The 13,747-nt window shown below is 33.0% G+C and carries 7 protein-coding genes, 1 pseudogene and 1 other annotated feature; of the genes and pseudogenes, 7 read left to right on the top strand and 1 reads right to left on the bottom strand.

Features of this window, described 5'->3' with window-relative positions:
- The 5 genes and pseudogenes from KQI88_RS12670 to KQI88_RS12650 form a co-directional block, all read left to right on the top strand.
- Positions 1 to 423 (top strand): annotated as a pseudogene (locus tag KQI88_RS12670) (hypothetical protein); the annotation flags it as partial.
- 413 nt (positions 424 to 836) lie between these two features.
- A complete protein-coding gene (locus tag KQI88_RS12665; protein WP_216417854.1) occupies positions 837 to 1,451 on the top strand; it encodes a nucleoside recognition domain-containing protein in 615 nt (204 codons plus the stop codon).
- A gap of 13 nt (positions 1,452 to 1,464) precedes the next feature.
- Positions 1,465 to 1,995 (top strand): spore maturation protein, encoded by a 531-nt coding sequence (locus KQI88_RS12660; RefSeq protein ID WP_212375950.1) that lies wholly within the window; start codon positions 1,465 to 1,467, stop codon positions 1,993 to 1,995.
- 166 nt (positions 1,996 to 2,161) lie between these two features.
- A complete protein-coding gene (locus KQI88_RS12655; RefSeq protein ID WP_216417853.1) occupies positions 2,162 to 2,383 on the top strand; it encodes a DUF1858 domain-containing protein in 222 nt (73 codons plus the stop codon).
- Positions 2,384 to 2,398: 15 nt separating this feature from the next.
- Positions 2,399 to 3,637 (top strand): DUF438 domain-containing protein, encoded by a 1,239-nt coding sequence (locus KQI88_RS12650; RefSeq protein ID WP_216417851.1) that lies wholly within the window; start codon positions 2,399 to 2,401, stop codon positions 3,635 to 3,637.
- Positions 3,638 to 3,675: 38 nt separating this feature from the next.
- Here KQI88_RS12650 and KQI88_RS12645 read toward each other — a convergent pair whose 3' ends face one another.
- Positions 3,676 to 4,980: an APC family permease gene (locus tag KQI88_RS12645; RefSeq protein ID WP_216417849.1), complete on the bottom strand. Its 1,305-nt coding sequence runs from the start codon at positions 4,978 to 4,980 to the stop codon at positions 3,676 to 3,678.
- Positions 4,981 to 5,535: 555 nt separating this feature from the next.
- Between KQI88_RS12645 and KQI88_RS12640 the strand changes: the two genes are divergently transcribed.
- Positions 5,536 to 9,825, top strand: a complete 4,290-nt coding sequence (locus KQI88_RS12640) for a 2-hydroxyacyl-CoA dehydratase (RefSeq protein WP_216417847.1) — start codon at positions 5,536 to 5,538, stop codon at positions 9,823 to 9,825.
- 73 nt (positions 9,826 to 9,898) lie between these two features.
- Positions 9,899 to 10,149: a binding site (T-box leader), on the top strand.
- 339 nt (positions 10,150 to 10,488) lie between these two features.
- A complete protein-coding gene (gene ileS / locus KQI88_RS12635; RefSeq protein ID WP_216417845.1) occupies positions 10,489 to 13,587 on the top strand; it encodes an isoleucine--tRNA ligase in 3,099 nt (1,032 codons plus the stop codon).
- Positions 13,588 to 13,747 lie beyond the last annotated feature (160 nt).

Below are 13,747 nucleotides of genomic sequence, written 5' to 3'. Positions count from 1 at the left end.
GAATGTACAACTGTTGTTAAATTTAATGGTACACGTCCAGCACCTCTTGTTACTAATACATCAAATGAATTCGAATTTTTTACATCAAAAGAATTATCAAATGATTTTGCTGAAAAAGATAGACTATTGTCAGGAGATCTATCAGAATTTAATCAAATCAGCACAGAATTTTTTAATGAACTAACATTTTGTGAATTAATAAGTGCTAAAATTGTTGAATTCGATGAGTTTTTACATCGTGTACATCCAAAGCATACAGATTTACCTGTAGGAGAAAAACTATTTACAAAAATTGAAGAAAAAATGGTTATAGCTATTACACTTAAACTTTTACAAAATAGACAGGTTGCAATTGGTCCAACTCGTAGAGAGTGCCCAACAGAACAAGAATGTAATAAACCTTACTCAACATATCAAGAATAATATTTTACCAATAGGGTATGTAAAACTGCATACCCTATTTTAATCTTATATAGAAAAGAACACTGGAGAAAAATATATTGTACTTCCATACTATGTTGCGTATAAAAATATGTGAATGATTTGTTGAAAATATATTAAAAACAAAACAGGATAGAGCTTAGGCTTTATCCTGTTTTTTATGCATATTTTTATTTGAAACAAGCTACAGAATTGAGCGTATTCAATCGTGTTAAGTATGTCTATATGCTATATATTTTCAAGGATAAATTTACTTAAGCCTGATTTTAGGACATTAAAGGCATATTTATAAAAATTAATAAATAAATTAATAAGAAAAGATCACTCAGAAATTGCACCCGTGGATATTCATATATCAATATATTTTAATATCAAATAATAAAGGAGTTGGAAATATGATCAACGTCATTTGGTTTTTGATGATTGCTGTAGGGGTAATTGTGGGCGCTGTTAATGGTAATATTCTTGCTGTAACAGATTCAGCCATCAATAGTGCAAAAACTGCAGTAGAAATCTCTATTGGACTAATAGGTGTAATGGCATTGTGGCTTGGAATAATGAAAATTGCGGAGGAGTCAGGTTTGGTTAAATCACTAGCTAAAGCATTAAGATTTATAATGGTTCCGCTTTTCCCAGATGTACCAGAGGATCATCCTGCAATGGGAGCAATGATTATGAATATAGCTGCTAATATATTAGGACTAGGAAATGCAGCTACACCACTCGGATTAAAAGCGATGCAGGAGCTTCAAGAACTTAATCCTACCGATGATACAGCTACCGATGCAATGGTTACTTTTTTAGCTATTAATACTTCCTCTGTTACACTTATACCTGCATCTGTTATAGCTATTCGTGCAGCAGCAGGATCTGCTAATGCGACAGAAATTATTGGGCCTACTATTGTAGCCACAACTGCTTCTACCGTGGCGGCACTTATAGCAGTAAAGCTATTACAAAAGTTACCAGTTTTTCAAATGAAACTTCAAAATCAAAAACTAAATAATTAATAGGGGGAGAAAAATGCTAAAGTTTATTCAAATAATTTCTGATTTTGCAATTCCATTTATTTTATTAGCTATACCTGCCTATGGATTTTTTAAGAAGATAAAGGTATATGAAGTATTTACCGATGGAGCTAAAGAAGGCTTTCAAACTGCTGTTAGAATAATTCCATATTTAGTTGCAATGCTTGTAGCTATTGGGGTTTTTAGAGCATCAGGGGCTATGGATATACTTACATCAATATTAAAGCCAGTTACAGAATTAATTGGTATGCCATCGGAAACACTACCTATGGCATTTATGAGACCACTATCAGGAGGTGGGGCTACTGGTATAATGACTGATTTAATTACAACACATGGACCAGATTCTTTAATAGGTCGTATAGCTTCTGTTATGATGGGATCTACAGAAACAACATTTTATGTAATAGCAGTTTATTTCGGAGCTGTATCTATTAAGAAAACAAGACATGCATTACCAGCAGGATTAATAGCAGACGTTGTAGGGTTATTGACAGCCGTAATTATAACTACATTAATATTTTAAAATTATTATGAAAAAGGGGTTTTAAATCCCTTTTTTAATATATTAAAGGAAGATTAGTCTTAATATCGATGATAATGCTTATCAACTGTGAGTAAAATCACAGTTAATTTTTTTCCCTATGGGTATAATAAGCTTAGATAAAAGATATAAAAGGCGGAGTTGGCATATGAAGAAAATTGATTTTAATAAAAGTATTTATGAGTTAAGTCAACAATACCCAGAAATTATAGAAATCATGGAGAATATCGGATTTAAAGATATTACTAAAAAAGGTATGTTAAATACTGCTGGTAGAATAATGACTATTCCAAAGGGAGCTATGATGAAAGGTATAAAAATGGAACAAATAAAAAAAGAATTTGAAGATAAAGGATTTTTAATAAATTAATAGGGAGGATTATATATGAGCGAATTAATTAATAACAGAGAGCACAGAAAAGAGATACTAAAGGGTATAATTAAGGATCTCCATGCTGGTAAGGAGCCAAGAGATGTAAAGGAGCGTTTTGCCCAACTAATTAAAGAAGTTTCTCCAACAGAAATTTCTGAAATGGAACAAAGTCTAATGCTTGAAGGAATGGAAATCGGCGAAATACAAAAATTATGTGATGTACATGCAGAGATTTTTAAAGGATCTATTGCGGAAGTTCATAGTATAAAAAGTCCAGATAAAACACTAGGACATCCAGTACATACATTTAAGATAGAGAATAGAGAGATTGAGAAATTAATTACAGAAACAATCAATCCACAAATTGAAAGCATTAAGCAAAGCAAAGATGAAAAAAAATTAGCAGATTTAAATGAGAGCCTTAAAAGGCTACTTGAAATTGACAAACACTATAGTAGAAAAGAGAATCTACTATTCCCCTACCTAGAGAAATATGAAATAACAGCGCCACCACAGGTAATGTGGGGAGTAGATGATGAAATTAGGGCTAATATTAAAGAAGCTAGAAACATAATTAACCAATTTAATGGACAGTGGGATGTATTATTTTTAAAACTAGAAGAAGCTATTAATGGAATTAATGAAATGATTTTTAAAGAAGAAAATATTTTATTTCCTATGTCAGTAGAGACATTAACAGAAGATGAATGGTTTAATATTGCAGAAGAAAGCGCTGAAATAGGGTATTGTTTAACTGAGCCTATTGCAAAGTGGAAGCCTGAAAAAACTGAGTCTTATAAGGAAGATAAAAAAGATATAGAAAATATAGATGTTAATAAAGATATGCTACAATTTGAAAGTGGAATGCTTACATTTAAACAAATAGAATTAATGCTTAATCATTTACCTATAGATATTACTTTTATAGATGAAAATGATACATTTAAATATTTTTCTTTAGGTAAAGAAAGAATTTTTGCTAGGACAAAGTCTGCAATCGGCAGAGATGTTCATAATTGCCATCCACCAGCAAGCGTTCATATAGTAGAAAAAATACTAAATGATTTTAAATCTGGTAAAAAAGACAGTGAGGAATTTTGGATTCAAATGGGACCAACTTTTGTCTATATTCGTTACTTTGCAGTAAGAGATGAAAATGGTAAATATATGGGAACTGTGGAAGTTACACAAAACATTAAGCCTATACAAGGTATTACTGGAGAAAAGAGATTGCTTTCAGATATAGAATAGAGAAAAGGACTTGCAATTTAACTGCAAGTCCTGAATTTTTATTTTTTGGTCTTTAAATAGAAATAGAAAGGTAAGCCTAATAGCGCAATACCAATTCCTATAAGAGAGTTTACTGGAGAACTTATTAATGTGCTATATAATATATAAGATCCTCCCAAAATACCTATTAAAGGAACTATAGGAAAAAGAGGAACTTTATAGCCTGCATTTGGAATATTTTTTCTTCTTCTTAATATAAATATACCGCATACAGTCATCACAAAGAATATCCATAATATAAAAATAGTTAAATCTGTTAGTGTGTTAAATGAACCAGATAATATATATAATATAGCTAAAAATGATATAGTAATTAATGAATTAGCTGGTGTATTTAACTTAGGATGAATTTGCTTTAAAAAGTTAGAAAAAGGTAATTGTCCTTTTTCTCCCATAGCTAAAGGGACCCTTGCACCAGTTAATATATATCCATTTAATGCTCCAAATACAGAAACTAATATTCCTATAGTTACGAATGTAGCACCACCTTGTCCAAAAAGTATAGTGGCAGCATCGGAGGCTGGTTTTGAAGACTTGATAATTTCATCCATAGGCAAAACTTTTAAAAGGGCTAAATTAAATATTACATAAACTCCTATTACAGAAGATACTCCTAAAATAATTGCTTTAGGAAGTTCCTTGCTTGGATTTTTCAGCTCACCAGCTATAGTTGTTACACCAGCCCACCCGTCGTATGCCCATAATGTACCAAGTAGGGCTGCACCAAAACCTAAACTAGGAGCTGTAGTAGTACCTATAAAGCTAAAGTCATTGGCTGTTCCTTTTATTAGTCCAAATACAATAATAACAACAAGAGGAATAAGTTTGCCTATAGTTGAAATAAGCTGTATCATCCCACCAAATTTAGTGGCAATAATATTCATAATTACAACGAACATTAAAATAAATATTGCTAGTAGTTTTTGCTGTATATCAGTTAAAGGAACAAAAAATGTTGCAAATGTTGAGAAGGCTATGGCGAGTGCCGCGGCTGAGGCTGGGTAAGCTATTATAGTTTGTACCCAGCCTAAGAGAAATGCCCAAACATCTCCATATAATACTTTTAAATAGGTATATATTCCTCCGGTTTCAGGAATGGCTGAAGAAATTTCAGCTATTGTTAAAGCTGATGTTAGTGTAATAATACCTCCTACAAACCAAGCAATAACACCAAGATAAGGTGATCCTGCATTTTGAAATACAGTCCCTGTTTTTAGGAAAATACCAGAACCTATTATGACCCCTACAACAATAGATATAGCTTGTGAAAATGTGATTGATTTTTTCAAGTTTTGCTGAGACAAATACTTCTCCTCCTTGTTTGGAAATTCTTCATTTAGTGATAAACTAAGACTCAGTTTAAAGGGAGTTTGAACTCACTCTGAACGCAAGTCAGGTTATCCAGGGATTATGTAATTCTAAATTTTTACTTATAATAAGTGGAAGTTTTGAATTACAGGTCAACAGGCAAATAAGTAAGAATATTGCTATTAGTCTCTGTAACACAAGTTAAAATTATAACATGTGCTACTTTATTAAGCAATATATAATAATGACTATTTTGTAGGTGATAGATTATATATAGTTTACAAAATATAAACAAAAATTATTAATATTATTTTGCAAGTTTTAGTTAAAAGCATGCAATAAGTGTAGCTTTAGCAAAGTTAATAGAGAAAAAGTCAGATTATATCAGTACAATGAGATTAGAGTCAGAATTACAGCTTATTATTGTAAATTAAAAGATTTACAACTATATTGGTCAGGAATATAATATATATAATTAGGGCGAGCTATTCTGGTTAAACAATTGAAAAACCTGAAATATTAAATGTCCTTTGAGAGGTAGGATGAATTAAATGAAAAGTCTAGTATATATGGGCTTAGATGTGGGATCAACGACTGTTAAATTAGTTATTTTAGATAAGAACTATAAAATTATATATAGTCGGTATGAAAGACACTTTGCTGATATTAAGAAGACAATACAGCAACTTATAAACGATGCTTACACTAATTTAAAAGACCGAGATGTAGTTATAATGACAACTGGATCTGGTGGATTAGCTGTTTCGAAATGGCTTGATATTTCCTTTATTCAAGAGGTAATTTCCAGCACAAAAGCAATAGAGCGGTTTTGTCCACAGACAGATGTTGTAATAGAATTAGGTGGAGAAGATGCAAAAATCACCTATTTAGCAGGACAAGTTGAACAAAGAATGAATGGAACATGTGCAGGTGGAACAGGAGCCTTTATAGATCAGATGGCGGCCCTGCTTCATACCGATGCTATGGGTCTAAATGAATTAGCAAAAAAACACAATACGATATATCCTATTGCTTCTAGATGTGGAGTTTTTGCTAAAACTGATGTACAACCTCTATTGAATGAGGGTGCCGCAAAGGAAGATATTGCGGCATCAGTTCTTCAAGCAGTTGTGAATCAAACCATAGGGGGACTTGCATGTGGAAAGCCTATTAAAGGAAATGTAGCCTTTTTAGGGGGACCTTTATACTTTTTATCAGAACTTAGGAAGAGATTTATAGAGACCTTACAGTTAAATGAAAAGGAAATAGTATTTCCAAAGGATTCTCAGCTTTTTGTAGCTATAGGCGCAGCACTGGCTTCAAAGGAAGAAAAGAGAATTTCATTTCATAGCTTAATTGAAAGAGTCAGCTTATTAGAACATGAAATAAGTAATGAAGTTGGTACATTAAGACCATTATTTCAGAATGAAGATGAGCTTATAGAGTTCAAAAATAGGCATAGTGGCAATGTGGTAAAAAGAAGTAATTTAGAAGACTATGAAGGAAAGTGTTATTTAGGAATAGATGCAGGCTCAACTACTACAAAACTAGCATTAATTGGTGAGGACGGATCTTTATTATATTCTCACTATGGAAGTAATGGAGGAAGTCCATTTAGATCTACTGTAGATGTACTAAAACATCTTTATAATAGATTGCCTGAGCAAGCTCAAATAGTTTACTCTGCAGTAACAGGATATGGTGAAGCTTTGTTAAAAGCGGCTTTATCAATCGACATTGGAGAGATTGAAACGGTGGCCCACTACAAGGCATCGGAGTTTTTCTTGCCTGGGGTAGAGTTTATTTTAGATATCGGTGGCCAAGATATGAAGTCTATGAGGGTTAAGGATGGAATTATAGATAATATAATGCTAAATGAGGCATGTTCATCTGGATGTGGATCATTTTTAGAAACCTTTGCTCATTCAATGAATTTAAAAATTAGTGAGTTTGCAGAGATTTCATTAAAATCAAAGGCGCCAGTTGACTTAGGCACAAGGTGTACCGTATTTATGAACTCAAGTGTTAAACAGGCCCAAAAGGAAGGGGCTACCATATCAGATATTGCAGCAGGACTTTCCTATTCTGTAATAAAAAATGCCCTATTTAAAGTAATTAAGATTAGAGATCCTAAAGAGCTTGGAAAAAAGATTATTGTACAAGGAGGAACCTTCCATAATGATGGTGTCCTAAGAGCTTTTGAGTTAGTATCTGGTAGAGAGGTTGTAAGACCTGATATTGCAGGGATTATGGGAGCCTTTGGAGCGGCTTTAATTGCTAGGGAGAGGTATGTTGAGGGAGTTAAAACCAGCCTTCTTAATGAAGAAGACTTAAGAGTTTTTAATATGGAAACCAGTACTAGAAGATGCGGGTTATGTGGTAATAACTGCCTTTTAACCATTAATAATTTCTCCGATGGCACCAAATTTATTACTGGAAATCGTTGTGAGCGTGGAGCTGGTATTGAAAAGAAAAAAGAAGCTATACCAGACCTATATGACTATAAATATAAAAGGGTATTTGCATATAAACCACTAAAGATAGATGAGGCTAAGAGAGGCTCGGTAGGTATTCCAAGAGCATTAAACTTATTTGAAAACTATCCATTTTGGTTTACATTCTTTACAGAGTTAGGCTTTAGAGTAGAATTATCTTCTAGGTCATCTAAGGATGTATTTGAAAAGGGAATAGAAACAATTCCATCTGAATCTGTATGTTATCCTGCAAAGCTGGTACATGGACATATTATGGGACTTGTAGAAAAGGGATTAAACTTTATTTTTTATCCATGTATTCCCTACGAGAAGAAAGAGCAACCAGGAGCAGATAATCACTATAATTGTCCAATTGTAACATCATATCCAGAAGTTATTAAAAATAATATGGAAATATTAAGGGAAAGAGATATTTTATTTATGAATCCTTTCCTTCCTATAGATGATAGTATAAGGCTTAAACAACGGCTTCTAGAAGAATTTGCATTTATGAATATTTCTAAAGAAGAAATAAATAAAGCTGTAGATAAGGCTTATGAAGAAGATGAGAGATTTAAGTTAGATATTCGAAACAAGGGAGAAGAAGTACTGAAATATATTGAAGATACGGGCAAAAAGGCAATAGTGCTGGCAGGAAGGCCTTATCAAATAGATCCTGAAATTCATCATGGTATTTCAGAGTTAATTACCTCCTTCGACATGGCTGTTTTAACAGAGGATTCTATTGCACATTTAGGGAATGTAAAAAGACCTTTAGGTGTAGTAGATCAATGGGTATACCATTCAAGACTATATGCTGCTGCTAGTTTTGTAGCAAAAGAGCCTAATCTAGAACTTATTCAGCTTAACTCCTTCGGTTGTGGATTGGATGCTGTTACCACAGATGAAGTAAAAGCAATTTTAGCTGGATGGGGTAAAATATATACTACATTAAAGATTGATGAAGGAAATAACCTAGGTGCAGCTAGAATTAGAATAAGATCATTAAAGGCGGCTCTTGATGAAAGGGAAAGAAATGGATTTGTTCCTAAAGAGTTAGATGTGGCATCAGAAAGAGTTATATTTACAAAAGAAATGAAGAAGAATCATACAATTTTAGTACCTCAAATGTCACCTATGCATTTTCAGTTTTTAGAGTATGCTTTTAAGGCTTCAGGATATAATTTAGAAGTACTACCTTCTGTAGATAAAGCAGCGGTAGAAGAAGGACTAAAATATGTAAATAACGATGCCTGCTATCCATCTATTATAGTGGTTGGTCAAATAATAGAAGCTTTAAAGTCTGGAAAATACGATACAAATAATATTTCTGTAATGATATCTCAAACAGGTGGTGGCTGTCGTGCTACAAATTATATTGGATTTTTAAGAAAAGCACTAAAAGATGTGGGTCTGGAGAACATACCTGTAATTTCTATAAATGCTGTAGGCTTAGAAAAAAATCCTGGTTTTAAATTAACACCATCTCTACTGCATAGAAGTATGATGGCATTATTGTATGGAGACTTATTTATGAGGCTGGTTTATAAAATTAGGCCCTATGAAAAAATACCAGGCTCTACTAATATCTTATATGAAAGTTGGGTAGCCGTATGTAAAGATGCAGTAACTAAGGGAAGTTTTAAGGAGTTTAAGCGTAATGTAAGAAATATTGTTAAGGACTTTGATAATTTAGAAATTAAGGATATACAAAAACCACGGGTTGGCTTAGTAGGAGAAATTTTAGTAAAGTTCCATCCAACAGCTAATAATAATATTGTGGATATTTTAGAAGCTGAAGGTGCAGAGGCTGTAATGCCAGACCTAACTGACTTTTTATTATATTCTGCATATGACCATGATTTTAAGTATAGTCACCTTTCTGGAAGTAAAAAGGCTAGAATCATAGGACTTACAATTGTGAAGATTATAGAATATTATCGTAGGGAAATGAAAATAGTCCTAGATGAAAGTAATAGATTTGAAGCTCCAAAGTCAATTAAAGAGTTGGCTAAGAGTGCATCTAAGGTTCTCTCTTTAGGAAACCAAACAGGAGAAGGATGGTTTTTAACGGCTGAAATGATAGAATTAATAGAAGGGGGAGCTCCTAATATACTATGTATGCAGCCATTTGCATGTTTACCAAACCATGTAACGGGTAAAGGGATGATTAAGGAGTTGAAAAATAGATATCCTAAATCTAATATTGTTGCTGTAGATTATGATCCTGGTGCCAGCGAGGTTAATCAGCTAAATAGGATAAAACTAATGTTAGCTGTTGCTTTTAAAAACCTAAGTCAGGAAGAAAACCATGACAATGTTTCTGTACAAGGCAAGAATATTGAGAATATTGTACAAGGTTCTTAAAATTCATGTATAATTTTGCTTGACTTTTGTAATACTTCAAGTGTATAATAGAGCATAAAAATAGATTAATATATTATAGGCGCAGAAGAGGACAGTAGTAAAAGGGATCTGCTTTCAGAGACATAATCGGTTGGTGAAAGATTATGACAGTACTTTTTATGAATATCACCTCGGAGCTAAAGGTCTGAAATAATAGTAAGATCTTTCGTAAGCATACGTTACATGCATTGAGTGATAGAATAGTAAATTATAGTACTTTTAATATGCTATGGTTTAAGTATTATTCTATAATCAGGGTGGTACCGCGATAAATTCGTCCCTAAGTCTTTAGACTTAGGGATTTTTTATTTGAGCACTTGAAATTCTAAGCAAAGCTTAGAATTGAGTGCGACATAAAGTTTGTGAGTGTTAACGAACAAATTTTATTTTATGACCTAACCCGATTTGCAAAATTACGCAACTAAAGTTGCTCCATGGCGCACTCAATTTTTAATGGTAATTAAAAATTTCAAGTGCTTAAAGGCAAATCGATGGTAGGTCAAACGCAATGAGCACCAAATTTATACGACCGAAGGAAGTAAATAAATTTGAGTTGCGAAACTGCGTAAATTATAAAATTCTTTGCTACACCTAGATAATATAACCACAGAAAGGATGAGATAAATGAAGGGATTTAAATCACTATCAAATGACCCTATTGCCCAAAGAGAAAATAAGACATCTCAATATTGGGAAGATAATAAGATACTCGACAAAAGTATTGAAAACCGTGAAGGCCAAAAATCCTTTGTATTTTACGAAGGACCTCCAACAGCTAACGGTAAACCAGGAATTCACCACGTTATTGCTAGAACACTAAAGGACTCTGTATGTAGATATAAAACTATGACAGGTCACCAAGTAAAGAGAAAGGCAGGATGGGATACCCATGGCCTTCCAGTAGAAATTGAAGTAGAAAAACAGTTAAAACTAGGAAGTAAGCACGATATTGAGAATTATGGTATAGATAAATTTAACACTAGATGTAGAGAGTCTGTATTTACCTATGAAAAGCAATGGAGAGAAATGACTAGAAGAATGGGTTACTCCATCGATTTAGATAACCCATACATTACATTAGATAACAATTATATAGAATCTGTATGGTGGATTTTAGATAAGTTCTTTAAAGAAGGTTATATCTATGAAGGGCATAAGATACTACCTTATTGCCCACGTTGTGGAACAGGTTTAGCTTCCCATGAAGTTTCACAAGGATATAAGGAGATAAAGTCTAATACAGTTATCGTTCCTTTCAAAGTAAAGGATAAAGATGAATATTTCTTAGTGTGGACAACGACTCCGTGGACATTAGCTGCAAACGTTGCATTAACAGTTCATCCAGAAGTAACATATGTAAAAGTAAAGGCTCAAGACAAGGTTTATTATGTGGCAGAAAAATTAGCTAAAAAGTTACTTGGGGAAGAGTTTGAAGTCATTGCTGAATATAAGGGTAAGGACTTAGAGTATATTGAATACGAACAATTAATGCCATTTATGAAGCCAGATAAAAAGGCATTCTTTGTTACATTAGCAGATTATGTTACAACAGAAGATGGTACAGGAATTGTTCACAGTGCTCCAGCTTTTGGAGAGGATGACTACCAAACAGGAAGAAGATACGATTTACCTGTTCTTCAACCAGTTGATGAAGAAGGAAAATATACAACAACTCCATGGGAAGGCAGATTTGTTATCGACTGTGATGTAGATATTATTAAATGGCTACACGCTGAAGAAAAGTTATTCCATAAGGAAAAGTTTGCTCACAACTATCCACACTGCTGGAGATGTACAACACCGCTTTTATATTATGGAAAACCAAGCTGGTATATTGAAATGACTAAGCTAAAAGATCAACTGATTGCTAATAACAATTCAGTTAACTGGTACCCAGATTATGTAGGAGAAAAGCGATTTGGAAACTGGCTAGATAACCTAAATGACTGGGCGATATCAAGAAACCGTTATTGGGGAACACCGCTAAATATTTGGAGATGTGAATGTGGCCACACTACATCAGTAGGTTCTAGAGCTGAGCTTGCAGAAAGATCTATTGAAAATGTGGATGAATCCGTAGAACTACACAGACCTTATGTTGATGATATACATTTAAAATGTGACAAATGTGAAGGTACGATGACTAGAGTAACAGAAGTAATTGACTGCTGGTTTGATAGTGGGGCTATGCCGTTTGCACAACATCATTATCCATTTGAAAACAAAGAGAACTTTGACGAATTATTCCCAGCAGACTTTATTTGCGAAGGTATCGACCAAACACGTGGTTGGTTCTACTCTCTATTAGCTATTTCTACATTTGTAAAGGGAGTTTCTCCATACAAAAACGTACTTGTAAACGACCTTATACTAGACAAAGAAGGTAGAAAAATGTCTAAGTCTAGAGGAAACACAGTAGATCCATTTGAACTATTTGACAAATACGGAGCAGATGCTCTAAGATGGTATTTACTGTTTGTATCTCCAGCTTGGACACCAACAAAATTTGATATTGAAGGACTAAAAGAAGTACAAAGTAAGTTCTTTACAACAATTCAAAACGTATATGCATTCTTTACTTTATATGCGAATACAGATGAAATTAATCCAAAGGACTTCTTTATTGAATATAAAGATCGTCCAGAGTTAGATAGATGGATACTATCTAAATATAACAGCCTAATTGCAGAAGTAACAAAGGAACTAGAAGCCTATGACTTAACAAAAGCAGTTAGAAAGATTCAAGATTTCTTAAATGAAGATTTATCTAACTGGTATATTAGAAGAGCAAGACGTCGTTTCTGGGCAACAGAGTTAACAGAGGATAAGAAAGCAGTATATAATACAACCTATGAAGTTTTAGTAGGTATAGCAAAGATGGTAGCACCATTTGCACCATTTATATCTGATGAGATATACCAAAATCTAACAGGTGAAATATCAGTACATCTAGCAGACTACCCAGTAGTAAACGAGGAATTAATAAGCAAAGATGTAGAAGAAAGAATGGACTTGGTTAGAGACTTAGTAGGACTTGGTAGAGCTGCAAGAGCTCAAGCTAAAATTAAGGTTCGTCAACCGCTACAAAAGATACTCGTAGATGGTAAATATGAAGATCTTATTTCAGATTTAGTTCCATTAATAGAAGAGGAGCTAAATATAAAAGAAGTTATATTTGAGAAAAATTTAAGAGATTTTATGAACTTTAGTTTAAAACCAGATTTTAAAACAGCTGGACCTGTACTTGGAAGTAAAATTAAATCATTAGGTAAAGCTTTAGCACAGTTAGAAGCATCTGAAGTTGTACCAAAGTTAGAAGCTGGAGAAAATATAGAACTTGACTTAGATGGTGATATTACTACAATTACTAAAGACTATGTAATGATTACAATTGCGGCTAAAGAAGGCTTTACTGTAGAAATGGCAAATAATTTATTCGTTATTTTAGATACTACATTAACGGAAGAATTAATTAATGAAGGTTTAGCGAGAGAATTTATTTCTAAAGTACAGCAGATGAGAAAAAGTAGCGGTTTTGAAGTTGCAGACAATATTAATATTTACTTTGATGGTAATGACGAAGTTGCTAAAGCAGTAGAAATCCATAAGGACTATATTATGCAAGAAACCTTAGCTGTAACTGTTGAAAGAGTTAAGGATGATAGTTTAGAAAAGCAAAATCTTAATGATCATGATACAGGTATTAAAGTAGAAAAAATTTAATTAATAAAAAATAAACCACACTTCTAGAATATATTTCCGGGAGTGTGGTTTTATTTTTATAGTAAGAAGTTAAATTAATTTCTTCTTGTCAAGGATGTAGATAATTATGCCTCCTATAATAATAAAAGCAAATGTTAATAATGCTTGTTGCCAAAGTTTC

The sequence above is a fragment of the Alkaliphilus flagellatus genome (assembly GCF_018919215.1).
Taxonomy (GTDB): Bacteria; Bacillota; Clostridia; order Peptostreptococcales; family Natronincolaceae; genus Alkaliphilus_B; species Alkaliphilus_B flagellatus.
Note: the sequence above shows the minus strand (reverse complement) of the source record. Positions and strands in the feature narration are given on the sequence as shown.

Excerpts from the sequence above, each read along its gene's own strand:
- KQI88_RS12640 (WP_216417847.1), top strand. The coding sequence starts at position 5,536 with ATGAAAAGTCTAGTATATATGGGCTTAGATGTGGGATCAACGACTGTT.
- KQI88_RS12650 (WP_216417851.1), top strand. The coding sequence starts at position 2,399 with ATGAGCGAATTAATTAATAACAGAGAGCACAGAAAAGAGATACTAAAG.
- KQI88_RS12665 (WP_216417854.1), top strand. The coding sequence starts at position 837 with ATGATCAACGTCATTTGGTTTTTGATGATTGCTGTAGGGGTAATTGTG.
- KQI88_RS12655 (WP_216417853.1), top strand. The coding sequence starts at position 2,162 with ATGAAGAAAATTGATTTTAATAAAAGTATTTATGAGTTAAGTCAACAA.
- KQI88_RS12660 (WP_212375950.1), top strand. The coding sequence starts at position 1,465 with ATGCTAAAGTTTATTCAAATAATTTCTGATTTTGCAATTCCATTTATT.
- ileS (WP_216417845.1), top strand. The coding sequence starts at position 10,489 with ATGAAGGGATTTAAATCACTATCAAATGACCCTATTGCCCAAAGAGAA.